The organism is Pseudomonas sp. YJ42, assembly GCF_047225135.1.
Classification (GTDB): domain Bacteria; phylum Pseudomonadota; class Gammaproteobacteria; order Pseudomonadales; family Pseudomonadaceae; genus Stutzerimonas; species Stutzerimonas stutzeri_E.
The window spans coordinates 3,758,195-3,782,499 of sequence record NZ_CP178378.1 but is presented as its reverse complement, the minus strand read 5'-3'; the positions used below and the strand labels follow the sequence as shown (position 1 = coordinate 3,782,499).

General features: G+C 57.0%; 19 protein-coding genes. 9 read left to right on the top strand and 10 right to left on the bottom strand.

The window, feature by feature from the left end; genetic code table 11:
• Positions 1-192: 192 nt before the first annotated feature.
• From clpB to rluD, 3 genes are all read right to left on the bottom strand, one after another.
• Positions 193-2,763 (bottom strand): ATP-dependent chaperone ClpB, encoded by a 2,571-nt coding sequence (gene clpB / locus ACL0K2_RS17350; RefSeq protein WP_413043127.1) that lies wholly within the window; start codon positions 2,761-2,763, stop codon positions 193-195.
• A 185-nt stretch (positions 2,764-2,948) separates the two neighbouring features.
• Positions 2,949-3,683, bottom strand: coding sequence for a peptidoglycan editing factor PgeF (gene pgeF / locus ACL0K2_RS17345; protein WP_045160769.1), 735 nt, complete (start codon positions 3,681-3,683; stop codon positions 2,949-2,951).
• The gene (gene rluD / locus ACL0K2_RS17340) at positions 3,680-4,654 is read right to left on the bottom strand and encodes a 23S rRNA pseudouridine(1911/1915/1917) synthase RluD (protein WP_045160768.1); all 975 of its coding nucleotides are present in this window, start codon (positions 4,652-4,654) and stop codon (positions 3,680-3,682) included. The genes pgeF and rluD overlap by 4 nt, the downstream gene beginning before the upstream one ends.
• 283 nt (positions 4,655-4,937) lie before the next feature.
• Here rluD and ACL0K2_RS17335 point away from each other — a divergent pair, with 283 nt between their 5' ends.
• The 4 genes from ACL0K2_RS17335 (at position 4,938) to ACL0K2_RS17320 (ending at position 9,306) form a co-directional block, all read left to right on the top strand.
• Entirely contained in the window at positions 4,938-5,939 is a 1,002-nt protein-coding gene (locus ACL0K2_RS17335) for an outer membrane protein assembly factor BamD (RefSeq protein WP_045160767.1), read from the top strand.
• 97 nt (positions 5,940-6,036) lie between these two features.
• The gene (locus ACL0K2_RS17330) at positions 6,037-6,273 is read left to right on the top strand and encodes a PP0621 family protein (RefSeq protein WP_045160766.1); all 237 of its coding nucleotides are present in this window, start codon (positions 6,037-6,039) and stop codon (positions 6,271-6,273) included.
• Positions 6,263-7,855, top strand: a complete 1,593-nt coding sequence (locus ACL0K2_RS17325) for a sensor histidine kinase (protein WP_045160765.1) — start codon at positions 6,263-6,265, stop codon at positions 7,853-7,855. The genes ACL0K2_RS17330 and ACL0K2_RS17325 overlap by 11 nt, the downstream gene beginning before the upstream one ends.
• A 110-nt stretch (positions 7,856-7,965) precedes the next feature.
• Complete coding sequence (locus ACL0K2_RS17320) at positions 7,966-9,306, top strand: sigma-54-dependent transcriptional regulator (RefSeq protein ID WP_045160764.1); 1,341 nt, start codon at positions 7,966-7,968, stop codon at positions 9,304-9,306.
• A gap of 38 nt (positions 9,307-9,344) precedes the next feature.
• Here ACL0K2_RS17320 and ACL0K2_RS17315 read toward each other — a convergent pair whose 3' ends face one another.
• Positions 9,345-10,400 (bottom strand): DUF2333 family protein, encoded by a 1,056-nt coding sequence (locus ACL0K2_RS17315; RefSeq protein ID WP_045160763.1) that lies wholly within the window; start codon positions 10,398-10,400, stop codon positions 9,345-9,347.
• A 214-nt stretch (positions 10,401-10,614) separates the two neighbouring features.
• Between ACL0K2_RS17315 and ACL0K2_RS17310 the strand changes: the two genes are divergently transcribed.
• Entirely contained in the window at positions 10,615-12,228 is a 1,614-nt protein-coding gene (locus ACL0K2_RS17310; RefSeq protein ID WP_045160762.1) for a response regulator, read from the top strand.
• A 48-nt stretch (positions 12,229-12,276) separates the two neighbouring features.
• The gene (locus ACL0K2_RS17305) at positions 12,277-14,241 is read left to right on the top strand and encodes a methyl-accepting chemotaxis protein (RefSeq protein WP_413043126.1); all 1,965 of its coding nucleotides are present in this window, start codon (positions 12,277-12,279) and stop codon (positions 14,239-14,241) included.
• A 48-nt stretch (positions 14,242-14,289) separates the two neighbouring features.
• Here the strand turns inward: ACL0K2_RS17305 and ACL0K2_RS17300 are convergent, their stop codons facing one another.
• The gene (locus ACL0K2_RS17300; RefSeq protein WP_045160759.1) at positions 14,290-16,575 is read right to left on the bottom strand and encodes a YgiQ family radical SAM protein; all 2,286 of its coding nucleotides are present in this window, start codon (positions 16,573-16,575) and stop codon (positions 14,290-14,292) included.
• A 237-nt stretch (positions 16,576-16,812) separates the two neighbouring features.
• Here ACL0K2_RS17300 and ACL0K2_RS17295 point away from each other — a divergent pair, with 237 nt between their 5' ends.
• Positions 16,813-18,246 carry a DUF6538 domain-containing protein gene (locus ACL0K2_RS17295; protein ID WP_413043125.1) on the top strand — a complete coding sequence of 478 codons (1,434 nt, stop codon included), beginning with the start codon at positions 16,813-16,815 and terminating at the stop codon, positions 18,244-18,246.
• Positions 18,247-18,614: 368 nt separating this feature from the next.
• Positions 18,615-20,126, top strand: coding sequence for a DEAD/DEAH box helicase (locus ACL0K2_RS17290; RefSeq protein ID WP_413043124.1), 1,512 nt, complete (start codon positions 18,615-18,617; stop codon positions 20,124-20,126).
• Between the two features lie 213 nt (positions 20,127-20,339).
• Here ACL0K2_RS17290 and ACL0K2_RS17285 read toward each other — a convergent pair whose 3' ends face one another.
• From ACL0K2_RS17285 to ACL0K2_RS17270, 4 genes are all read right to left on the bottom strand, one after another.
• Positions 20,340-20,639, bottom strand: coding sequence for a hypothetical protein (locus ACL0K2_RS17285; RefSeq protein WP_413043123.1), 300 nt, complete (start codon positions 20,637-20,639; stop codon positions 20,340-20,342).
• 99 nt (positions 20,640-20,738) lie between these two features.
• The gene (locus ACL0K2_RS17280; RefSeq protein WP_413043122.1) at positions 20,739-21,317 is read right to left on the bottom strand and encodes a hypothetical protein; all 579 of its coding nucleotides are present in this window, start codon (positions 21,315-21,317) and stop codon (positions 20,739-20,741) included.
• On the bottom strand, positions 21,314-21,565 hold the full coding sequence (locus ACL0K2_RS17275; protein WP_413043121.1) for a hypothetical protein: 252 nt from the start codon (positions 21,563-21,565) through the stop codon (positions 21,314-21,316). Before ACL0K2_RS17275 ends, ACL0K2_RS17280 begins: the two co-directional genes overlap by 4 nt.
• A gap of 94 nt (positions 21,566-21,659) precedes the next feature.
• A complete protein-coding gene (locus ACL0K2_RS17270) occupies positions 21,660-21,884 on the bottom strand; it encodes a hypothetical protein (protein WP_413043120.1) in 225 nt (74 codons plus the stop codon).
• Between the two features lie 84 nt (positions 21,885-21,968).
• Between ACL0K2_RS17270 and ACL0K2_RS17265 the strand changes: the two genes are divergently transcribed.
• Positions 21,969-22,268: a helix-turn-helix domain-containing protein gene (locus tag ACL0K2_RS17265; protein WP_413043119.1), complete on the top strand. Its 300-nt coding sequence runs from the start codon at positions 21,969-21,971 to the stop codon at positions 22,266-22,268.
• 57 nt (positions 22,269-22,325) lie between these two features.
• Here the strand turns inward: ACL0K2_RS17265 and ACL0K2_RS17260 are convergent, their stop codons facing one another.
• The gene (locus tag ACL0K2_RS17260; protein WP_413043118.1) at positions 22,326-24,239 is read right to left on the bottom strand and encodes a hypothetical protein; all 1,914 of its coding nucleotides are present in this window, start codon (positions 24,237-24,239) and stop codon (positions 22,326-22,328) included.
• Positions 24,240-24,305 lie beyond the last annotated feature (66 nt).

Below are 24,305 nucleotides of genomic sequence, written 5' to 3'. Positions count from 1 at the left end.
ATGATTTGCTGTGCCGCCTTGCAAACCCCCCTCAGAGGCGCGCCATTTTACGGTTCTCGACGCGCCTGTCAACAGAAAAAATGCGATTTACTACAATGCTTTGCGAGTTACCTCAGCCCTCCCGTCGAGCGACGGCAACGAGCCCGTCGCAATGACCTCAGCGCCGCCCGCATGGGCGGCTCTTTGCCAGGCTCACGCTTTGGCGAAGCGGATCTCGTCGCCCTCCACTTTGCCGACGATGGAAGAACCCTGCTCGAACGCGCCAGACAGTATGTTCTGCGCGAGCGGGTTCTCGATCCAGCGCTGGATGGCGCGTTTCAGGGGTCGCGCACCATAGACCGGGTCGTAGCCAACGGCAACCAGCTTGTCCATGGCCTCGTTGCTGAGTTCCAGGCTGAGCTCGCGCTCTGCCAGGCGTTGCCGCAGACGACCGAGCTGGATCTGCGCGATACCTGCGATCTGCTCGCGGGCCAGCGGGTCGAACACCACCACCTCGTCGATACGATTGATGAACTCGGGGCGGAAGTGACTGCTTACCGCATCCATCACGGCTGCGCGTTGAGCATCAGGATCACCCACCAACTCCTGAATCTGGGTCGATCCCAGATTCGACGTCATCACGATCACGGTGTTGCGGAAGTCCACCGTACGCCCATGGCTATCCGTCAGGCGGCCGTCCTCAAGCACTTGCAGCAGGATATTGAACACATCGGGATGCGCCTTCTCGACCTCATCGAGCAGCACTACCGAATAAGGCTTACGGCGCACTGCCTCGGTCAGGTAACCGCCTTCCTCGTAGCCGACGTACCCCGGCGGCGCGCCGATCAGACGTGCGACCGAATGCTTTTCCATGAACTCCGACATGTCGATGCGGATCATCGCCTCCTCGGTATCGAAGAGGAATTCGGCCAGCGCCTTGCACAACTCGGTCTTGCCCACGCCGGTCGGGCCAAGGAATAGGAAGGAACCGCTGGGACGATTCGGATCTGCCAGTCCGGCGCGCGAACGACGCACCGCGTTGGCGACCGAGACAACTGCCTCGTGCTGCCCGATTACGCGCTGATGCAGCAGGTCTTCCATCTTGAGCAACTTCTCGCGCTCGCCTTCGAGCATCTTCGACACTGGAATGCCTGTCCACTTGGAAACCACTTCGGCGATTTCCTCGTCGGTGACCTTGTTGCGCAACAACTGATTCTCGGTCTTACCGTGCTGGTCGACCATTTGCAGGCTGCGCTCCAGATCGGGAATGATGCCGTACTGCAGTTCGGCCATACGCGACAGGTCGCCCTTGCGCCGCGCAGCCTCCAGATCGGCCTTGGCCTGCTCGATCTTCTGCTGCATCTGAGCCGAGCCCTGCACTTCAGCCTTTTCCGACTTCCAGATTTCCTCCAGGTCGGCGTATTCACGCTCCAGCTTGACGATTTCATCATCGAGCTTGGCCAGACGCTTCTTGGTTGCTTCGTCGTCCTCGTTCTTCAGCGCCTCACGCTCGATCTTCAATTGGATCAAGCGGCGATCGAGGCGATCCAGCTCCTCCGGTTTGGAGTCGATTTCCATGCGAATGCGGCTGGCCGCCTCGTCGATCAAATCGATGGCCTTGTCAGGCAGCTGCCGGTCGGTGATGTAGCGATGCGACAGTTTCGCCGCAGCGATGATCGCGCCGTCGGTGATGGAAACGCCGTGGTGCACTTCGTAGCGCTCTTTCAGGCCTCGCAGAATGGCAATGGTGTCCTCCTCGCTCGGCTCATCGACCTGCACGCGCTGGAAACGCCGCTCCAGCGCCGCATCCTTTTCGATGTACTGGCGATACTCATCGAGCGTGGTCGCACCAACACAATGCAGCTCGCCTCTGGCCAGCGCCGGCTTGAGCATGTTGCCCGCATCCATGGCGCCCTCGGCCTTGCCGGCACCGACCATGGTGTGCAGCTCGTCGATGAACAGGATGACCCGCCCTTCCTGCTTGCTCAGCTCGTTGAGCACCGCCTTCAGACGCTCCTCAAACTCACCGCGGAACTTGGCGCCAGCGATCAAAGAGCCCATGTCCAGTGCCAGCAGACGCTTGTCCTTGAGCCCGTCCGGCACCTCGCCGTTGACGATGCGCTGGGCCAGACCTTCGACGATCGCGGTCTTGCCGACGCCAGGCTCGCCAATGAGCACGGGGTTGTTCTTGGTACGCCGTTGCAGCACCTGAATGGTTCGGCGGATCTCATCATCGCGACCGATCACCGGATCGAGCTTGCCGTCCTCGGCGCGCTTGGTCATATCGACGGTGTATTTGTCCAGCGCCTGACGCGACTCCTCGGCGTTGGGATCGTTGACCGCATCGCCACCGCGCAGATTGCTGATGGCGTTTTCCAGTGCTTTCTTACTCACTCCCTGGGCCAGCAAGAGCTTGCCCAGTCGGGTATTGCTATCCAGCGCGGCGAGCAGCACCAGTTCGCTGGAGATGTACTGGTCACCCTTCTGCTGCGCCAGTCGGTCAGCCTGGTTCAACAGGCGCGCCAGATCCTGCGACATGTTCATGTCGCCCGTAGGGTTCTGGAGCTTGGGTAACTGATCCAGCTCCTTAGTCAGCGCCTGGCGCAAGCCGTTGATATCGAAGCCCACCTGCATCAACAGCGGCCGGATCGAACCACCCTGCTGATCGAGCAGCGCCTGCATCAAGTGCAACGGTTCGATAGACGGATGGTCGAGGCCGACGGCGATGGATTGGGCATCGGAGAGCGCAAGCTGCAGCTTGCTGGTCAATCGATCGATACGCATGTAATCACCCTTTCTGGTTTGGCAGGCCGGCGCACTCAATCGCACCTCGACAAAAGCCTGCGAGATGGAACTTAGATGAGGTTGATTGTTGGAGATTCAAGCCGAATGGCATTGACGCAGGTCATCTCGGCGACGCACCGCGCGACCTGGCCGCCTCAGCGGAGGCACCGAAACAGAACCGGCGCTCAGTCGAGCCAGATCAGGCTGGCGAAGCGACCGGTGCGGGCAGAACGGCGATAGGAATAAAAACGCGGGTCGTTGACCGTACAGAAGCCGCCACCGAACACCGCCGTGACGCCGCAAGCGGCCAGACGGATGCGGGCGAGCTGGTAGATGTCAGCCATGTAGCGGCCGGCGTTGCGGCTGAGGGAAAAGGCTTCGGCTGTGACGGCATGCTGTGACACGAACGCCTCGCGCACCTCCGCACCGACCTCGAAGGCCTCGGGTCCGATCGCTGGGCCGAGCCAGGCTATCAGCTGTGTGCCAGGAGTGCTCATGGATGCAACGGTAGCCTCGAGTATGCCCGCGGCCAGCCCGCGCCAACCCGCATGCGCGGCCGCGACCCGGGTCCCGACGAGGTCACAGAACAGCACCGGCAGACAGTCGGCGGTCAATACGGCGCAGGCGATGCCCGGCGCGCCCGTCCAGCTGGCATCGGCGGTAGGACAGCCGCGCGGATCGGCTTCGACTGCGATATTCGAATGAACCTGACTCATCCAGGCCGGCTCGCAACCGAGCACGCGGCGCAAATTCAGACGATTGGCAGCCACTGCATCCGCGGCGTCGCCAACATGGTCGCCCAGATTGAAACTATCGAAAGGCGCCGGGCTCATCCCACCGCCACGGGTCGTGACGCACGCCCGCACGCGGGCAGGCGCCGGCCACTCGGGACGGATCCAGTCCGCTGGCCAGTCGCTCACCCGACGAACGCCTCACGGTCCTGCTGCAGCAGGGTGAGTAACCAGACGAAATCGTCCGGCAATGGCGACTCCCATTTCAGCCGTTTCCCCGTGACCGGGTGATCGAGTTCGAGGAAGCGCGCGTGCAGGGCCTGGCGCGGGAAATCGCGCAGCGTTTGCACCATGGTCGGATTTGCCGCCGGCGGAATGCGGAAGCGCCCGCTGTACAGCGGATCGCCCACCAGCGGATAGCCGATATGCGTCATGTGCACACGGATCTGGTGCGTGCGGCCGGTCTCCAGCTTGACCCTGACATGCGTATGCGAACGGAAGCGTTCGAGCACGCGGTAATGGCTGACGGCGGGCTTGCCGCCTTCGACCACAGCCATGCGTTGACGCTGCTGACCGTGGCGCCCGATCGGCGCATCGACCGTGCCACCAGTGATGATCACGCCAATGACGATGGCCTCGTAGATGCGACTGACGCTGCGCGCCTGCAGCTGCTCGACCAGACGCGTCTGCGCCTGCAGCGTCTTGGCCACGACCATCAGCCCGGTAGTGTCCTTGTCCAGGCGATGCACAATACCGGCGCGCGGCACATTGATAATGTCCGGCACATGATGTAGCAGGGCATTGAGCAGGGTGCCATCGGCATGACCGGCGGCGGGATGCACCACCAAGCCAGACGGCTTGTTCAATACGAGGATGTGCTCGTCCTCGAAGACGATATCCAGCGGAATGTCCTGGGCCACCCATTCACCCTGTGCCTGCTGTTCGGCAGACAATTCCAGAACCGCGCCGGCATGCACCGTGTCACGCGGGCGCAGCGCGGCGCCATCGACCGTAAGTAGCCCATCCTTGATCCATGCGGCGAGGCGTGACCGGGAATGCTCAGAAAACAGCTGAGCCGCGACCTGATCGAGGCGCTGTCCACCGAGGGCGAACGGCACCTCGGCGCGGAGATGAATGGCCTGGGTGGAGATCGTGGACATAATTAAGGGCGCTTCATAAATAGGGAGAGGCAATAATGCGGTTCGACGAGACAGGCGATCGGCAACTGCGCGCGACAATGGTCGCGATGTTCGGGTCGACTGGCATGCCGCATGGTTGGGCAACCCGCCAAGGAACCTCTTCGACGGAGACACAGGTGGGGCTTTGGTTTCGACAACACGCTTGTGTTTAAATACGGCGTCTTTGTCCCGGCCAGCCGGGGCGCCCATCATAACAGGACGGCTCCGCGCGAGACAGCCAGCCGTCACAGGGACGCAAGCCGCCATGCGAGTGAAACACCTGCTGCTGATCGCCATTTTCGCCCTTACCGCTGCCTGTTCGTCCAACGAAACTATTAGCGAAAACCTCGGCGAAGCGGAACTCTACCGTCAGGCGCAGGCCGACCTGGACAGCAAGAGCTACACCAGCGCTATCAACAAACTGAAGGCTTTGGAATCCCGCTACCCCTTCGGCCGTTTCGCCGAACAGGCGCAGCTGGAACTGATCTACGCCTACTATCGCAACACAGAGCCAGAAGCCGCTCGCTCTTCCGCAGACCGTTTTATCCGCCTGCACCCGCAGCACCCTAGTGTCGACTATGCCTATTACCTCAAAGGGTTGGCCTCCTTCGACCAGGATCGCGGCCTGCTTGCACGCTTTCTGCCGCTGGACATGACCAAGCGTGACCCGGGCGCCGCGCGCGACTCGTTCAATGAATTCGCTCAACTGACCACACGTTTTCCGAACAGTCGCTACGCGCCGGACGCCAAGGCGCGGATGGTCTACCTGCGCAACCTGCTGGCGGCAAACGAGATCCATGTCGCCGACTATTATCTGCGCCGCCAGGCTTATGTCGCCGCTGCCAATCGCGGGCGTTACATCGTAGAAAACTTCCAGGGTACCCCCGCCGTTGGCGATGGCCTGGCGGTCATGACCGAAGCCTACCAGCGCCTGGGGCTGGACGACCTCGCGAACACCAGCCTGGAAACGCTCAAGCTCAACTACCCGGAACATCCAAGCCTGGAAGACGGCAAGTTCGTGCCTCGCCAGCAGGAAGCCGACAATCGGAGCTGGTTGTCCCGCGCCACCCTCGGCCTGATCGAAACGGAAAATAAGGCCCCGGACAGTTCGCAATCCAACCGCGACGTGGTACGTCAGTATGAGAACGCCGCCCAGGATCTTCCGGATGAGCTGCGTCCGGTATTGAGGGATGCTGGAGCGGAAAATGAACAACAAGACGAAGGCCGCTCTTGGTGGAGCTATCTGACCTTCGGCCTGTTCGACTGAGACGCCCACGATACCGGCAACATCGACCAGAGTGCACCACCACGCACGGAGCCTGCCAGATCGGCAGGCCCGCATGGCTTAGCCAGGAAGTAGAAATATGGGTCTGTTTCGCCTGTTGTTCTGGATCGTTCTGATTGCCGCAGCGTTCTGGCTCTGGCGTCGACTGACGAGCAAGCCCACTACGGCCCGTAAACCGCAAGAAACCACCGTGATGACGGTTCGCTGCGCGCAGTGCGGCGTGCACCTGCCGCGTGAACAGGCGCTGCAGAGCCAAGAGCGCTGGTATTGCAGTCAGGCCCATCTGGAACAGGACCGTCAATCGGGTGGGAACTGAGCGCCTGACGTTTCTCGGCCTCCAGGGCCGGCGAATCCTTCGGCTCTACCATCTTTATCGCGTCGCGATCGGCCTCGTGCTGGTCCTGCTCATCAGTAGCGACCTGCACAACGACCTGATGCGCATGATCAACCCGGCGGCGTTTTACCACGGCGCCTGGCTCTATCTGATTCTCAACATCCTCATCGCCGTGCTGCTGCAGAACCCGAAGCGGGAGCTGCCGGTGCTGGCGCTCGCGCTGCTGGACGTCACCCTGCTCGCGGCACTGTTCTATTTCGCCGGCGGCACACCCAGCGGGATCGGCAACCTGCTGATTGTCGCAGTCGCCATCGCCAACATTCTGCTGCACGGGCGCATCGGCTTTTTCATCGCCGCGGTGGCCGCGACCGGCCTCATCTACCTGACCTTCTACCTCAGCCTCAGCGACACCGCGGCCAGCAGTCAGTACGTCCAGGCCGCGGCGCTGGGCACGCTATGCTTTGCCGCCGCGCTGCTGGTGCAAGGCCTGACTCGACGGCTGCAGGTCAGCGAAACACTCGCCCGCCAACGTGCCGAGGAAGTCGCCAATCTCGAAGCGCTGAATGCCCAGATCCTGCAGCGTATGCGCACAGGGATCATCGTGCTCGACCCGCAGGAGCGCGTGCTGCTGGCCAACCAAGGCGCACTTGAGCTGCTCGGCCAGCAATCATTGACCGGCGAGCGCCTGGCCCCTCGCTGCCCCGAGCTGATCAGAGCGCTTCAGCAATGGCGCGACAATCCAACCCTGCGCCCGCGCAACTTCAAGGCAACGCCGGACGGCGCCACGCTGCAACCAAGCTTCGCCGCGCTGCAGCATGGGGTAAAGCAGGACACCCTGATTTTTCTTGAAGACACCTCGCAAATCGCGCAGAAGGCCCAGCAGCTCAAGCTCGCCTCGCTCGGCCGACTAACCGCCAGCATCGCCCACGAGATCCGCAATCCGCTCGGCGCAATCAGTCATGCGGCGCAGCTGCTACAGGAATCCGACGCGCTGGATGCAGGCGATTTGCGTCTGACGCAAATCATTCAGGATCATTCTCGACGCATGAATCTGGTCATCGAGAACGTGCTTCAGCTGTCACGCCGCCGGCAAGCCGAACCGCAGTTGCTGGACCTAAAGTATTGGGTACACCGGTTCGCCAGCGAATTTCGCGAGTCGCTGCCGCCTGACCAGCGCATACACGTGGAAACCCGCGGCAGCTCGCTGCAGACTCGCATGGATCCGAACCAGCTGATCCAGGTGCTGACCAACCTGGTGCAGAACGGCCTGCGCTACAGCGCTCAGAAAAATGGCCAGGCGCAGGTATGGCTGCAGGTATTCCGCGATGAGACCAGCGATTTGCCGGTGCTCGAAGTCCTCGACGACGGGCCCGGTGTGCCGTCCGAGCAACTGCAGAATATCTTCGAGCCCTTCTTCACGACAGAGAACAAGGGCACGGGCCTGGGGCTCTATATTTCACGAGAACTCTGTGAAAGCAATCAAGCACGCCTGGACTATCGTGAACGAGATGAGGGTGGCAGCTGTTTTCGCATCGTTTTCGCGCATCCGCGTAAGCTGAGCTGAGGCGTGCCAAGCAGGCACAGGTCACAATCAGCCACGGTCGCGGTACAAAGCACGCACTGTAGCGTTAACATTGCGGCCCCGCGCCACCCGTCAGCTAAAAGACCGAGACCATGACCGCCCGCCAGAAAGCGCTGATCATCGATGACGAACCCGATATCCGGGAACTCCTGGAGATCACCCTTGGACGCATGAAGCTGGACACCCGCAGCGCCCGCAATCTCAAGGAAGCTCGCGAGTGCCTGGCGCGCGAGCACTATGATTTATGCCTGACTGACATGCGTCTGCCGGACGGCTGCGGACTGGAGTTGGTGCAGTTCATTCAGCAGCAGTATCCGCACCTGCCCGTGGCAATGATCACTGCCTATGGCAGCCTCGACACCGCCATCGGCGCGCTCAAGGCCGGAGCTTTCGATTTTCTGACCAAGCCGGTGGATCTCGGGCGGCTACGCGAACTGGTCAACACCGCGCTGCGGCTGCGTAATCCGAACCCCAACGAGCTGACGGTCGATAGTCGCTTGCTCGGCGCCTCGCCCCCTATGAACGTGCTGCGCAAGCAGATCGGCAAACTGGCGCGCAGCCAGGCGCCGGTCTATATCAGCGGTGAGTCGGGCAGCGGCAAGGAACTGGTGGCACGGCTGATCCATGAGCAGGGCCCACGTCATGAACGTCCATTCGTTCCGGTCAACTGTGGTGCGATCCCGTCGGAATTGATGGAAAGCGAGTTCTTCGGGCATAAGAAAGGCAGTTTCACCGGTGCCATGGAAGACAAACCGGGTCTGTTCCAGGCAGCCAATGGTGGCACGCTGTTTCTCGATGAGGTGGCCGACCTTCCCTTGCCAATGCAAGTGAAGCTGCTGCGCGCCATTCAGGAAAAAGCCGTGCGTTCGGTTGGCGGGTCCAAGGAAGTCGTGGTCGATGTACGGATTCTCTGCGCTACGCATAAGGATCTGGCCAACGAAGTCACCGCTGGGCGTTTTCGCCAGGATTTGTACTATCGCCTGAATGTCATCGAGCTACGTGTGCCGCCGCTGCGCGAGCGCCGCGAAGACATTGCCCAGTTGGCCGAGGTCATGCTCCGTCGCCTCGCCCAGGAATGTGGCGATACGGCCGCCCGCCTGCATCCCGATGCGCTGGCGAAACTGCAGAGCTATCGATTCCCGGGCAACGTACGCGAGCTGGAAAACATGCTGGAGCGCGCCTACACACTCTGTGAAGGTGAGGAAATCAAACCCAGCGATCTGCGCCTGTCCGACGCGCCGGGCATAGCCGAAAACGGCGAGGCAAGCCTTGCGCAGATCGACAATCTCGAAGACCACCTCGAGGAAATCGAGCGCAAGCTGATCATGCAGGCACTGGAGGAAACCCGCTGGAATCGCACCGCGGCGGCCCAGCGTCTGGGCCTGTCGTTCCGCTCCATGCGCTACCGTTTGAAGAAGCTCGGACTGGATTGAACCGCAAGCGGCGGCGGCCCCTAAGAGCCGCCTGAGCTTTACCCCTGCGACAGCAGATTGCGCAGATCGATGATCGCCGCATTGGCCCGCGAGATATAGTTCGCCATCACCAGCGAATGGTTGGCCAGCACACCATAACCGCTGCCGTTGAGCACCATCGGACTCCAGAGCGGCTCCTGTGCCGCCTCGAGTTCACGAATGATCTGCCTGACGCTGATCGCCGCGTTCTTCTTGGCCAACACGTCAGCGAAGTCCACTTCGATGGCACGCAGAAGATGCGACAAGGCCCAAGCTTGCCCTCGCGCTTCGTAAAACACGTTGTCGATCTGCAGCCAGGACGTCTCGACGCGTTGCTCCTCGACCACCTGCTGTACCCCTTCACGTTCCAACTCAGGTGCCACGCGGGCATCCAGGCGTACCCGGCCGACGCTGGCCGACAGTCGCTGCGACAGCGACCCCAGCCGGGTCCCTACATCCCCCAGCCAGTTATTGAGATTGTCGGCGCGCGAATAGAATTGCGCCTTGGGCGCGGGATCGCTCAGGCGTGCCAAATAGCGATCCAGGAAGCGGATGCCGTTACGGTATTCCGATTCGCTAGCCGGCAGCGCCCAGCTGCGATTGTCGAAATTGAACAAGGGTTCGGCCTTGGACAGGTCGGCATCCTCAGTAGACTGGGACTGGGAACGCGCGAAATCCTTGCGTAGCGCACGGCTGAGGTCACGAACCTGAACCAGCACGCCGTATTCCCAGCTGGGCATGTTATCCAGCCACAGGCCGGGAGGCGCGATGTCGTTGGTCAGGTAGCCACCCGGCTTGTCCAGCAGGGTGCTGGCAACCTGCCTGAGCGTTTCGACCGTGGTGTAGCCGTTGACGATCTGCCGTTGTGACGTTTCGGCTGCTTGCCGCACATGCTGTTGCACTGGGAAACGGTCGGGCTCAGAGCTCCAGTACCAGCCCACCAGCAGCGCAACCAGCAAGTAGAGTCCGATCGCCACGGCGAGAGCCAGCACTAGCGGGTTACGTGTCGCCCCTTCCGCTCTGGCGGTATTTCCCGATGAGCCGAGGCGGCCAAAGCGGTTCTTCCAGTCCAACATGGGCGTCTGTCCTTCTTTCGGAGTTCAAGATTCGACCACCGGTAACGGGGAGCGTTACGGCGTGTGAACCACTATAACGCAGCTCATCCACAGCAAGCCCCATAATGAGAACCAGACCGCTTATACAGCGCCTTTGCAACGCCCATACAGTGGTAGCATCACGCCACCATAGCGACCTCTGAAAGCACTGCGGCAGCGGGCCAGGGAACCGGACATGTCGGACCAGGAAGAACTAAAACAGCACTTCGCGCAACGAGTCATCCATCAGGCACGCGAGGTGCTCGAAGTTTGGCAACAGCTGCAGCGCGGCGAATGGAACGACAACTACCGGACCGCGCTCGCTGACGCAAATCAGCGCTTGCGTCGATTTGCCGAGCGCTTCGAGCAGACCGAGCATCGCCAACTGGCACTCGGCATCGATAGCTGCCTGGCTGATATCAAGGACAACCGCGGACGTTTATCGAGCGACACCATCGCCACGCTCAGTCAATTGGTCTATCGCCTCGCGCGTACCGGTCTTCGTCACGGCGACCCGCGTGGGCAATCGGGCTACGTTCCGCCGTTGAGCAAGCCCGTCTACATCGCGCTGGACGACCATGAGCGCGCCAAGCATGTGGTCCGGCAACTCGAATTCTTCAGCATGGCCGCTCGGGCTTTCACCAGCGACAGCGAATTTCTGGCCGCCATGCATGAGCGCCATCCCGCGGCGCTGGTCATGGATGTCGACTTCAACGGCTCCGGTGAAGGCCTGAAGCTCGCCGAACGCGTGCAGCAAGGTCTGGAGGAGAAGCTGCCATTGATCTTCTTCAGCCATCAGGAAACGGATACCCCGATGCGGCTGGCCGCCGTACGTGCCGGTGGGCTGGAATTCTTTACCGGCACCATTGACGCTTCGAACCTGCTGGAAAAGATCGAAATTTTCACCCGTACCGCCCACTACGAGCCTTTCCGGGTGCTCATCATCGATGATTCACGTGCACAGGCGACGCACACCGAGCGGGTTCTGAACAATGCCGGGATAATCACCCAGACGCTCAACGAGCCGATTCAGGCCATCAATTATTTGGCCGAGTTTCAACCCGACCTGATCATCCTCGACATGTACATGCCTGAATGCATGGGTACCGAGTTGGCCAAGGTGATTCGTCAGCACGAACGCTACGTGAGCGTACCGATCATCTACCTGTCGGCAGAAGACGACCTCGAAAAACAGCTCGATGCGATGAATGAAGGGGGCGATGATTTCCTGACCAAACCGATCAAGCCCAGCCATCTGATCGCCACAGTGCGCACCCGTGCCGAGCGAGCACGCAACCTTAAGGCCAGAATCGTTCGTGATAGCCTCACCGGGCTCTACAACCATACACACAGCCTGCAATTGCTCGAGGATGCCAGCTCACGCGCACGCCGCGACGGCCAGCCACTGTGCTTCGCCATGATCGATATCGACCATTTCAAGAAGGTCAACGACACCTATGGACACCCCATGGGCGACCGGGTCATCAAGAGCCTGGCCCTGTTCCTCAAGCAGCGTCTGCGCAAGACCGACCATATCGGTCGCTATGGCGGCGAGGAGTTCGCTGTGGTGCTGCCAGATACCCAGGCGGAAGACGCGGTGAAAGTGCTCGACGATATCCGTCAGCGTTTTGCCGAGATACGCTATCCGGCGCAACAGGCGGATCTCTGCTGCACCTTCAGTTGTGGTATCGCCGAACTGACGCCAGACGCCGACATCAAGTCGCTGACCCAACAAGCAGATGAAGCGCTTTATCGTGCGAAAAACGCTGGTCGTAACCGAGTAGAGCGGTTCCTCCTGTCACGCGAGTGACATCAAATAGCCATACATTGCTGACCTCCCCAACGACCGGAGGTCAGGATGCGTCTGAAGTCGATCACCACCCTCAACACATGCCTGCTCGTTGCAATCTGCCTCGCATTAGGCATCACGCTCTGGTGGTCGGAGCGGGCGCTACAGCGTCCCTATCAGCTGATGGATCGCTACCTGGGCCTTTCGCAACGCTTCGAACATGAAGTTGCCAGTAACATCCACGGTTATCTAGCTGACGGCAACGCGGTACGCCACAACGCCGCGATGCAGGCGCTGGACAGTCTGGCAGACGATGTAGCGGTCTTGCCGAGCCAGTTCGCCGACCGTCTACGGCCTAGCCTTGCGCAGCTCAATCAGTTCACTGCCACTGAGCTTCTGGCTGCTGGCAAACTCGCCGGAGATCCACAGGGTCTGCTCTTGCAGGCCGAACGGGAGATGGCCGGCGCGCTGGCGCAGTTGCAGCGTTACACGACGCAAAGCACTCAGCCGACTGCAAGCCGATACCAGATGCCCCTGTTCGAGTCCGTCCGCCAGCTGCTGCGCCTCAGCCATGCACGCGGCAAGCTGGTGAGCAGCGGGCGGGACGAATTGGCGACGGAAGTGGAGCAGGCTCTGCAGGCGCTGGGCGAAGAAGCCAGCAAACTTGATTCGCTGCCCCTGCTTGGCATCGCAACCGAACAACGCTCCGGCGCCAGCGCTTTCGCCGCATTGCTTGATCTGGATGACCAACCACAGGGGCCGACCAGCGAAGACCAGGGCATCTCGCTCAAGCGCGACTTGCTCGCTCTGATCAAACGCTATCCCGGCGAGCTTCAGCGGACTCGCGAACTGATCCTCCAGCGCAGCGAACTGTTGGCCAGCAGCGAACAGAAAATCGCCGCCCTGCAACGTGCGCTTGCCGAGCTGGAGCCGGTGATACGCGCCGAGCATGGACGGATCCAATCGGAAGTACGCATTATTCAGGGCACGATCATCGCCCTGATATTGCTGATTGCCCTTGCGATCGATCGCTTGCAGCGCCAGCTGACGCGCGCACTGGGGCAGCTTGTACCCGTCCTTTCAGCCTGGGCGGGAGGTAATTTCGAGAAGCCCATCGGGCTTCGTTTCCGAACGCCGGAAATGAACGAGATCGGTGCCTCGCTCAACCAGCTGCGCAGCTATTTACTCACCCTCGTCGGCACGCTGCGCCAGCATGCCCAGGCGGTAACCGGCAATAGCCGCAGCCTCGCGGAACTGAGCGGTGATCTGCATCAGAGCGCCAGCCGCCAGAACAGCGATACCGCTCAGATTCGAGACTCTCTGGAGGAACTGGAAGCAACCATCCAGGCCGTGGCCAACGGTGCCGGGCAGACGGCCGAAGCCGGTCGCGCCGCAAGCCAGGCGGTCAACCACGGCCAGACCGTCATCAGCAAAAGTCTGACGGGGTTGCATAGTCTGGTTAGCGAAGTGCAAAACAACGCACGCGCGATTGAGCATCTGGCCGACGAAACCGGCACCATCGGCAAAGTGCTGACCGTGATTCGCTCGATCGCCGAGCAGACCAATCTGCTGGCGTTGAATGCCGCGATCGAGGCCGCCAGAGCTGGCGAGCAAGGTCGCGGTTTCGCCGTAGTCGCCGACGAGGTGCGCACACTGGCGCAGCGTACCAGTGGCGCCACCGATGAAATTCAGCAGTTGATCGGCAACCTGCAGCTGGCCGCCCACCAATCCGTCGAGGCCATGCGAACGCAGGTCAATCATGCCGAAGCGACCGCCCAGCTGGCCGAAACCGCCGACTCCGCACTCAATCAGATCGTCGTCACTATCGGCTCAATCGAACATATGGCCGTGCAGATTGCCGATGCCACCGCACAGCAGAGCGAGGCGGTAAGCGAGATCCGCGATCACAGCGAACGCATCCATCAGCTCGGTGACAGCAATCTGGCGCACATCAATCGCGGCCGCGAGCAGAGCGAACGGATGATGCACCTGGCCAGCGAACTGAACCAGGCGACGCTTGCCTTCAAGGACTAAGCGCGCCCTGCCCAGTCGTGAAGTGGCCAGAGCCGCTGATAGCGGCTATCAACGTGGCGCGACGGGACGCTGGGAAGGCTTGCGCCCCTTGCCGGATGGCTTGCCGCCACCGGCAGCTGCCTTGCGCCGGGCCTCGGCCGCGGCCTTGGCCTGCTCGCGCTTGTCCCAAGCATTACCATCATGGCTGCGCGGTGGCAGGCCATTGTGCTGGGTGAGGATCTTGCCGCCCTGCCCGGCCTTCTTGCTACCGACCGGGGTGGAGTTCTTGCGTCGCGCGCTCTGGTAACCCTCGGTGGCTGGCTGGTGCGCCGGGATCAGCTGATGCTTGCCATTGCCGATCAGGTCGGCGCGGCCCATGCGGATCAGCGCCTCACGCAGCATCGGCCAACCTTTGGGATCGTGATAACGCAGAAATGCCTTGTGCAGACGGCGCTGCTCCTCGCTCTTGACCACGGTGACGCCTTCGCTCTTGTAGGTCACCTTGCGCAGCGGATTCTTGCCGGTGTGGTACATCGCAGTAGCCGAGGCCATCGGCGACGGATAGAACGCCTGCACCTGGTCAGCGCGGAAGCCGTTACCCTTCAGCCACAGCGCGAGATTCATCATATCCTCGTCGGTGGTGCCGGGGTGCGCGGCGATGAAGTACGGGATCAGGTACTGCTCCTTGCCCGCCTCCTTCGAATACTTCTCGAACATCCGCTTGAACTTGTCGTAGCTGCCGATCCCCGGCTTCATCATCTTGTCCAGCGGGCCCCGCTCGGTGTGCTCCGGCGCGATCTTCAGATAGCCACCAACATGATGGGTGACCAGCTCCTTGACGTACTCTGGCGACTCGACGGCGAGATCGTAGCGCAGCCCGGAGGCGATCAGGATCTTCTTCACGCCAGGCAGCGCCCGCGCCTTGCGGTACAGCTCGATCAGCGAACTATGGTCGGTATCGAGATTCTCGCAGATACCGGGGAATACGCAGGACGGTTTGCGGCAGTGCTTCTCGATTTCGTGGCTCTTGCAGGCCAGACGATACATGTTGGCGGTCGGGCCGCCGAGGTCGGAGACCACGCCCGTAAAGCCCGGCACGTTCTTCATCTCCTCGATCTCATGCAGGATCGACTCGTGGGAACGGCTCTGGATGATTCGGCCCTCGTGCTCGGTGATCGAGCAGAAGGTGCAGCCACCGAAGCAGCCACGCATGATATTCACCGAGAAACGGATCATTTCGTAGGCCGGGATCTTCGCCCCGTTATAAGCCGGGTGCGGAACGCGCGCATAGGGCGCGGCGAACACGTAGTCCATCTCCTCGGTGGTCAGCGGAATCGGCGGTGGGTTGAGCCACAGCTCGTGATCATCGTGACGCTGCACCAGTGCGCGGGCGTTGCCGGGGTTGGTCTCCAGGTGCAGCACACGGTTTGCGTGGGCGTATAGCGCCGGGTCGTTGCGCACCTTCTCGAACGACGGCAGGCGGATCACCGTGCGGTCACGCTCGAGTTTCGGGTGCGGCAGCAGCTCGACCGGCTTGGCCTCGTTGGGATCGTCCTGCGGGCCCTTGTCCTTCTCGATGGCGCAGGCAGAAAGGTCCTGGGTATTGACGTAGGGGTTGATGATCTTGTCGATCTTGCCCGGCCGGTCGATACGGGTCGAGTCGATCTCGAACCAGCCGTCCGGCGAATCCTTGCGGATGAACGCGGTGCCGCGCACGTCGGTGATGGCTTCGATCGACTCACCCCGGGCCAGGCGCTGCGCCACTTCGACGATGGCGCGCTCGGCGTTGCCGTAGAGCAGGATGTCGGCCGTGGCGTCCATCAGGATCGAACGACGTACCTTGTCCGACCAGTAATCGTAATGGGCGATGCGGCGCAGCGAGGCCTCGATACCGCCGAGTATCACAGGCACATGTTTGTAGGCCTCCTTGCAGCGTTGGCTGTAGACCAAGCTGGCGCGGTCCGGTCGCTTGCCTGCCAAGCCGCCCGCGGTATAAGCGTCGTCAGAGCGCACCTTGCGATCGGCAGTGTAGCGATTGATCATCGAATCCATGTTGCCGGCAGCAACCCCGAAGAACAGATTCGGCTCGCCGAGCTTCATGAAGTCATCTTTGCTCTGCCAGTCGGGCTGACTGATGATGCCAACGCGAAATCCCTGCGCTTCCAGCAGACGACCGATAATGGCCATGCCAAACGATGGATGGTCGACGTAGGCGTCCCCGGTGACGACGATGATGTCGCACGAATCCCAGCCGAGCTGATCCATCTCCTCCCTGCTCATCGGCAGGAACGGTGCCGGGCCGAAACACTCGGCCCAGTACTTGGGATAGTCGAAAAGGGGCTTGGCTGCGTGCATGGCTAGAAACCGGGGCAACGAAAACGGGCGCGGAATATAGCACAAAAAATGACCAGGAAGGCCGACCATGTTAGTCGGCTTTTACTCGGTTTTGCTGTGTTTCGGGACGTTCTAAGGCATCAACGGATTTCAGCGGTTTCCGTGCGGCCTTTTGTTCCCATGCCAGCCGTACGTTGGCTTCCAACCTAAAGCAGACCTCGTTTCCTACCAACTGATACAGAAGGTAGGTACAGCAACATGGCTCTTATCGCCCAACCATGGCGTCACCCGGTCAGCGGGGTGTACTACATACGCCGCTTCGTTCCACAAGCTTTGCGCCCCATCATCGGCCGGGTCGAAATTCGACGCTCATTAGGGACAACAGATTTTCGGCAGGCCAAAGCTCTCTTTGCCGACGCTTACGCGGCAACGGAACGACTGATCAACGAAGCACGGCTACACGGCGAGGTTTCAAGACAAACCATCGACGCTCTTCCCGGCAACGTCCACGGTAAAGCCCCTAGCAGTGCATGTGCGCGTGATTCGCCTTCAGCGGTCGCATTCCCAGGGCAAAAGTCCAGTTCGCTTCCAAAGCTCTCCCAGGTCCTTGACAGGCATATCGAGTCGATGGCGCTAATCAATCGGCCGGAACACGTACGAGCCAATCATGAGTCCCAGCTGCGCATAGTGATTGACCGATTCATAGAATTAATCGGCGACCTTGCCATTAACCGCATCACGCCGTCTCACATCCAAACCTTTGCTGTTGAGCTAGCAACGATTCCTGTTATCAGGGGAGGCAGAACCAAGAATGTCGATATCGGACAACTGAAAAAGCTGGCCAAGCCGGATACCCCTACCCTCTCATCTGCAACCGTTCGGTTAACCGTTGCACGGCTGTCGTCCTTGATGTCATTCGCCGTGGAAAGCGGACATATTTCATCCAATCCAGTGACCGCATCACGCGTGCTTCGTAAATTGGATGCAGCTAAACCGAAACGGCATCTGGATGATGACAAAGGCTACAAATGGGAAGAGCTCGTAAGACTATTCAGTCACTCAGATTTTCAAAGCCAACAATATGCCACCGGCCGACCAGGTAACGCTGTGTTCTGGCTGCCGCTTGTAGCCGCCTACACAGGTGCAAGACGTGAGGAAATAGCGCAGCTCTACGTGAGTGATGTCCGCCAGCACGAAAGCGGCCAATGGTTTATCCGGATCATTGATGACCGGCCCGACAAATCTGTCAAAACCCACAGCAGTCGCCGCGACATTCCTATTCATGAAGACCTTCTAGCCTTGGGCTTTTTGGAGTTGGTGCATGGGCACGAACCGGACACGAAAGTGTTTGCACAACTAGATAAGGTATCGGGCAGGTACTCAGGAATCGTGGCAAAGCACTGGCGTTTGTTAACCCAACGCTGCGGGGTTTACCGGCTTGGACGTCACCCACTTCATGCATTCAGGCATTCGTTCAAAACGCTTGCTAGAGCGCATGGTATTCCAAGGGATGTCAGCGATTGGATCACTGGCCATGCAATCGGGGGCACTGGAGACGGCTATGGAATAAACCCAATTGCAAGAATGACGGAAGAAATGAAGAAAATACCGAGCATAGCCAAAGCCGCCGGATTGATCTCATCGCCAATCCCAGCCCCCAAGAAGCGCCCGGAAGAAACAACAGTTTTCTAGGCAATATCCAGCAAGTGAGTGGCTTCATAGCGTTCACGCTGCTGCGGTCTTAGAGTATCGACTCGATTGGTAGTCAGCTCAGAGCACATATATAAAAAATATCAAGAGAGCATCAAGAACCATTGGTATGGGCGAACTGCTTATACCACCACGCACCAATCATTTTTATAAAAACGCATAGAATTGTATAAAACCTCATTCGAGGTTAGCCGACAGCAGCATCCATGCCTGTTTTCGGAAGCGCTATCGATTTATATCAAACTTGACATTTGATATAGAAATTAAGTGCTAAAAAAAGCCATTCTCTGTTTAGACCAGGAATATTTCGTGTTAGAACTGTAAGCATCATTCAACACACGAGACGAATAATGGCAACAATAATCAATCATTCACGGGGCATTCCTGGTTCAGGAAAAACAGACGCGTTTCTGCGAAAAGCAAAACAACACATTTCCAGAGGAAAGTTATTTTTAATGGCTCTACCTACGCTTGACCTTATTAAAGAAATCCAAGATCGATGCCAAGCGCTAGATTTACCTTGCAGATCAATAAATGACAAAGAAAGTGACAAAAAGAGAGTGAAATCCTTACAAGGCGTGCTGGAGCGGAAAGAACCACTTATCCTGACGACCCATTCAGCACTGCAGCTGGTAGACGATACGTATATTGAAGGTTATACAGTTGTGATTGATGAAGTTCCGTCTGCCTTGGAAATGGATTCCAAAACCTTGACACAACAAGATATGGACGTTTTGCTGTCTCATTTAGATAACAAAAATGGCGAATTAAACATCCTTCCGGAACATATCGCGACGGTAAAAGCTTTAATTAAGGCTTATAAACAGGCTGCTGTAAATGGGCAAGCGGGCACTACCTCGTCTGAATTCAAGCACACCATCTTCGACGCTCTAATTGAGGACGGAGTTGTGAGTTGGAAAGCGCTCCCATTAAAAAACGCTTACTCAATAACTACGATTAAAGCAGGCCCCATCTTTCAGAAGCTCAGCAAAGCAAAAGAGGTGCATTTATTGGCAGCAAATATCGCTGGCAGCATTTTTGAAGTTATTTCGCTAGCTAAAGGCTTCAAATTTGCCAGGTCCCATTTTGAGCCAAGCGACTTCAGTTACACGGGTAACATTACGCTACTTCCATTAATGGACTTTACTTGGTCCAAAGGTCGCGCATTACGCACAGAGGACGGTGAATACTGCCCTGACCATATGGGAATTAAAGAGAAGCAATTTATAGACCAAGCAATTGCACGAGCATATGAGCACAACAAAAAGCAGAGAATACTGTTATTTAAAAACAATTGGTTCAATTCAAACGCTGTAGCGGACTACAGTGAGATATGCATATGCCCGGCAGATACTCGCGGAAAGAATGAGTATAGCGAATATACCTCGGCCATACTGGTTTATAGCGGCAAAGCCAACCCCAACCACGTACCTGCTCTGAAGGCCTTTGCGGAAAGGCTTGGTCTTTCAGGGCGTGAGCTTGTAGACGCTTGGCACGTGTCGAATAAGCTGGAACGCTCTGCACAGGATGTCACCAGGACCGCTGTGAGAAGAAGAAACAATAAAGAAAATATACGCTTATATGTGCAGGATATCGAGGTATGCGAGTACCTAATTGCCAACGGGATGGCGAACGCCAGAATTGACAAATCCTTGATGCTTGAAGTGCCAATAAAGAAAAGCGGTGCACCGCAGCTATCTAATTTCGATTGGTTTATTGAGAATTCCCTGAAAAACAGTCTCAAGAAAAAAGACATTGTTCAAGGTCTGAAAAGGCTCGGCATGGCCCAGTCAACAGCCTATCAAAGAATCAATCTGATTTGCCGATTGCTGGCTGAAAATTCCGAGCCTGCTGTTGCTTGAAATTCTATAAACCTTAAAGGGTCTATAAGGATTCTCGGAAAAACAAAAAGAATATAAAACCGAAAAATCACTTTTTAGAAAAACTTGATACCAAAAATAAAAGCGCCTTGCAAGGCGCGTTCGAGAGTCACAACGTGACGAACGAACATCTAAATCTCGATGAGCCCATACGACTCGTAAACAGTTTCAAACAGTAAATCGGGTTGGTCTGCGTCAAGCTTGTACTCGATACAAAACCGTACTGTCTGCCCTTCGGGCTGACGCTTCACTGCGCTCAGCGGCATTAACGGTTAGAGCTTGTAACAGCTGGTCCATCAGTTGATATTCGGTACGAACCGTGTTGTCTGCCCTTCGGGCTGACGCTTCACTGCGTTCAGCGGCATTAACGGTTAGAGCTTGTAACAGCTGGTCCATCAGTTGATATTCAGTACGAACCGTGTTGTCTGCCCTTCGGGCTGACGCTTCACTGCGTTCAGCGGCATTAACGGTTAGAGCTTGTAATAGCTGATCCATCAGTTGATATTCGATACCAACCAATTATCTTCAAATTTATGAACAGGCGTACCCACGCACGCAAGCAAAAAAAAAAAGGCCCCGCAGGGCCTTTTTCTTTTATCGCATGTCTTCTTCAGTAAACATTAAGCATCCTTCTATATTCTTGGGGTACGCTCGATCACATAACATCATGAAATTTTCACCAGCATCAAATTTCGCGGCATAGTCTACGTCTCTAATCGTAGAAACCATTTGTTTCGTTCCGTTGACCTCTGCAAATACCGCCTGTATGAAATATGGGTAAACGGTCACTCCTTTTCCATCGCTGGATTTAAATATCATTCGAACTTCACGTCCGGCTACTTTCACTCGTTCCAGTTCGCCAATGAAATAATGTGGTTTATCGAATTTTATTTTTGCTCTAGCCTCATTGAGTTTCCATTCCTCAGAATAATCGCTGACGGCAATTGGTTTTGTTTTATCGGCTTTCTCACTCAAGATTTGAAACGCGCGTGCAAATGTTGCAAGCGATTGCTGTTTTTGGCGTTCAGCTTCACGCGTTTCAAAATCGGAATCTTGTCCGGTGGCGTACTTATAGAAATCCGTTTCCGTGGGATTCTGGTATTCCGCTTGAGAAAGGGAGGAAAAAAGCAAGCCAAGACAGATAGCGCATAGATTTGTTAATGATTTCTTCATTGTGCAACTGCCTCCTTGCAGTGCTTGCAGATTTTCGCTTGCTTTTGAATCAGTTCCGCGCAAAAGCTGCATTGCGTCATCTTTGCCGACTGGAATTTTTTACGGTTTTTGCCCTGCAACAAAATCATGTCAATTAGCATGATCAGGTTCATGACCAGCCATACCATCATCACGTTTTGCGCTGGGGCAGAGAAAATTATCGCGAGTATTAGAGCCCCAGCAATCACCCCCAAAAACCAGCGCGCCATGTATATGTATCCCAAACCGGGAAGAAGTAGGTTCAGGCAGATTCCTAGTGGCAGATTTTTTCCTTTATTGTGGTCATCTCTTTCCCTTGTTCTGTCAGTTGCCAGCGTTCGTTATGGCCTTGATGCGTTTCTTTGTGGATGGTATCGACCATAGGAAAAGCACCAGCGCGATGATCAAAACCAAGGCCGTCATAAAGGCCCCTAACATCACAGTGTCTGGAAATGATCGGGCGACTCGATGATGGAAACCGAAGGCCCCGGCCAGAAAGCCCAGCGGCATGCTCGCAGCAGCCAAAAACAGCGAAATGTATAGCTTCATTGATGATTCCTTTGGATGTTGTTGGTAAGACCTTTACGGCGGCCATGCACACCGTAATTCACAGTATATTGTGAAGACCGCAACGTGGCCATCCAAGACAGTTCCCCTGATGCAAAATCGGGGGATGCTGTGGTGGATATCGGTTTAACGTTTGGGAAGGTGCTTCGGCTGAGACGGCAGGAGGCAGGCCTTACACAGGAGCAGCTAGCAGGCGAAGCTGGAATTCAGCGCAACTACGTCAGCCTGATTGAACGAGGCATTAACCAGCCCACGGTAGGAATGCTTTTCAAGCTCGCCGCTGCACTACGCTGCTCACCGTCGTCTTTGATTTCGGATGTGGAAAACAAGATCGGCAGAGATGAACACCCATCAGAGGCGCAATGAACATTCATCCGTGACACTTCGACTCGTATCTCCAGAACCAGAATCAAGAGATACTTTTTATTTCAGAGTTCTAGCAGTGTTGGTAATATAATCCATCCATTCGCGATGGGTGTCGGGAAAGTATATTATCCCTGACGCTCGCGTGATTGCTGTATAAAGCTGAGCTACTTTCTTGGACAGAAGGCGTTTGCTTTGCAAGTCGCTGGCATAGTACAGGTCTTCGGAAATACCCATTCTCGGAAGTTCAAAGTTTTTTGCTGTGAATACAGTCGCTAGTAATGGCCGCGCCAGGGTAATATTTTTCAATTCATTGAGGTCGGCGCATTTATAGAGCCCGGAGACGCCAAATTTAACGCCAACTGTACCAAGCCACTTTTCAATTCTAAGAAAGGCTGGGCTCCATTTCATATCATCATGAAGCTGGTCCCAGTTCCGATAACGCGCGATGGCTCCATGGCTTGGTTTTTTGTTATCTATAAACAAGCTCAAGCAGTCGTCGAGAAAAAGCTCGAATTCTTTTAACCAATCAATTACCGCTGCCCCTTTTCCTAATTCACGACTTCGTACAAGCCAGTCGAAAACCCCCCATTCATCCGCCACGAGAATTACAGCCGGCTCTGGGGGGAACGAGTTGGCATCATATTCCCTAACGACCATCTCTTTGGCTCTATCGGCCGAAAAAGGAGGGGCTGATCTTCCAGGGTAGATTTCTATAAGCGGATTGATGTATCCAACCAGAGCAAGCCCCGCCCGTAGCGAAGTAGCCATTTCCCGATGTCGAATCATCGCCTTGTGTGGCACATATTGGCCTTCTAGATTCTGGAACTGGTCGCCAAGAGAAATTACGGTTTGCGGTGATCTATCGAGAAGCTCAATCATCGGTGCCGTGAGATCATGGCTCTCATCTATCAATACGGTGTCAATTTGTTCCGGGATGTAAAGCCCCGCCAACGACATCTGTTTGATTCGATGGTATCCGCGAACTGGCAAAGAGGGAGCATCCACGTCTAGCTGAGTCATGTGGTGCCATAGCTTCGCAGCGGCGGATGAAACAATCTCCTGCTCTGTTGTAGAAAGCCATCGGACTTGATCATTAGGGATATGGCGAGACGAAATAGAAAAATCCTTGGACATACAGAACTTGAATATTATTGACCAGCATAACGCTGCGACTTGTGCGGCGCCTCGGTTGCCTACGGGGCCAAGTCCGGTTCTTTCTGCAAGTTGGGAGTACGACAGGGACAGCTTAGAATCAGCGATTAATTTTTGCTCGAGGGATTTGTTACCCTTCGATAGAAGTGACTCGGCCAAACGTTTGAATGTGGAGGTTTGTACTTTCTCCTTGTGGAACCGCGCCCGAACTGCTCTTAGCTTGGGGTCAACGTCAGCTAAAAAAATGAATCGACGATCAGGCATCAGAGACATGATTTCGTCTAGGACAAAGGTCTTGCCGGTGCCGGCATGCGCCTGTGCTTCAATCGAGTCTTCTTGGTTCGCCTTGATGTTATGGATGAGGCGAAGTTGGTGATCACTCAACCTGACGATCACCCCGCCAGGGCGAACATATTCGTACTTAGCGGCACCATAAACAGATTGGTAACGTTTGGCGAAGTCGAAGTCCCACGTGCCCTCCGGTCGTATGAATGGGTGACTGACGATCGTGTCTTTGTCTACCAAACCAATACCTAAGTCGCTAGCTCGCGCAATGCCAGCGATAAAAGCTTTCTGATCGAATGCGTCAGCTAAGGCTGACTTGAGCTGATCTGTTGGAAGGTCTAGAAATCGCGCAAATTTCCGTTCCATTTCGATCGGATGATGGACTGCCACGTTGAGCGCTTTGGATAGTTGTAGCGCATAGAGAATTGCCGCCGCCTCGTAACGAGTTATCCGAGCTGGATCAAGGGGGGCACCGCGAGCTAGTGCAGCACTTAGCGTAGCACTGAGTGGCATGAACCAAGTCGGTATCGTCATAGTGGTTGTGTTCCCCTTCGGTTAGCCACTGAGGGCATTGTTCTCTCCATGCCACGATTTTCAACG

Bases quoted from the DNA above. Each gene is read 5' to 3' on its own strand.
- clpB (WP_413043127.1), bottom strand. From the start codon at position 2,763: ATGCGTATCGATCGATTGACCAGCAAGCTGCAGCTTGCGCTCTCCGAT.
- rluD (WP_045160768.1), bottom strand. From the start codon at position 4,654: ATGTCCACGATCTCCACCCAGGCCATTCATCTCCGCGCCGAGGTGCCG.
- ACL0K2_RS17335 (WP_045160767.1), top strand. From the start codon at position 4,938: ATGCGAGTGAAACACCTGCTGCTGATCGCCATTTTCGCCCTTACCGCT.
- ACL0K2_RS17330 (WP_045160766.1), top strand. From the start codon at position 6,037: ATGGGTCTGTTTCGCCTGTTGTTCTGGATCGTTCTGATTGCCGCAGCG.
- ACL0K2_RS17320 (WP_045160764.1), top strand. From the start codon at position 7,966: ATGACCGCCCGCCAGAAAGCGCTGATCATCGATGACGAACCCGATATC.
- ACL0K2_RS17315 (WP_045160763.1), bottom strand. From the start codon at position 10,400: ATGTTGGACTGGAAGAACCGCTTTGGCCGCCTCGGCTCATCGGGAAAT.
- ACL0K2_RS17310 (WP_045160762.1), top strand. From the start codon at position 10,615: ATGTCGGACCAGGAAGAACTAAAACAGCACTTCGCGCAACGAGTCATC.
- ACL0K2_RS17305 (WP_413043126.1), top strand. From the start codon at position 12,277: ATGCGTCTGAAGTCGATCACCACCCTCAACACATGCCTGCTCGTTGCA.
- ACL0K2_RS17300 (WP_045160759.1), bottom strand. From the start codon at position 16,575: ATGCACGCAGCCAAGCCCCTTTTCGACTATCCCAAGTACTGGGCCGAG.
- ACL0K2_RS17295 (WP_413043125.1), top strand. From the start codon at position 16,813: ATGGCTCTTATCGCCCAACCATGGCGTCACCCGGTCAGCGGGGTGTAC.
- ACL0K2_RS17290 (WP_413043124.1), top strand. From the start codon at position 18,615: ATGGCAACAATAATCAATCATTCACGGGGCATTCCTGGTTCAGGAAAA.
- ACL0K2_RS17285 (WP_413043123.1), bottom strand. From the start codon at position 20,639: ATGGATCAGCTATTACAAGCTCTAACCGTTAATGCCGCTGAACGCAGT.
- ACL0K2_RS17280 (WP_413043122.1), bottom strand. From the start codon at position 21,317: ATGAAGAAATCATTAACAAATCTATGCGCTATCTGTCTTGGCTTGCTT.
- ACL0K2_RS17275 (WP_413043121.1), bottom strand. From the start codon at position 21,565: ATGGCGCGCTGGTTTTTGGGGGTGATTGCTGGGGCTCTAATACTCGCG.
- ACL0K2_RS17270 (WP_413043120.1), bottom strand. From the start codon at position 21,884: ATGAAGCTATACATTTCGCTGTTTTTGGCTGCTGCGAGCATGCCGCTG.
- ACL0K2_RS17260 (WP_413043118.1), bottom strand. From the start codon at position 24,239: ATGACGATACCGACTTGGTTCATGCCACTCAGTGCTACGCTAAGTGCT.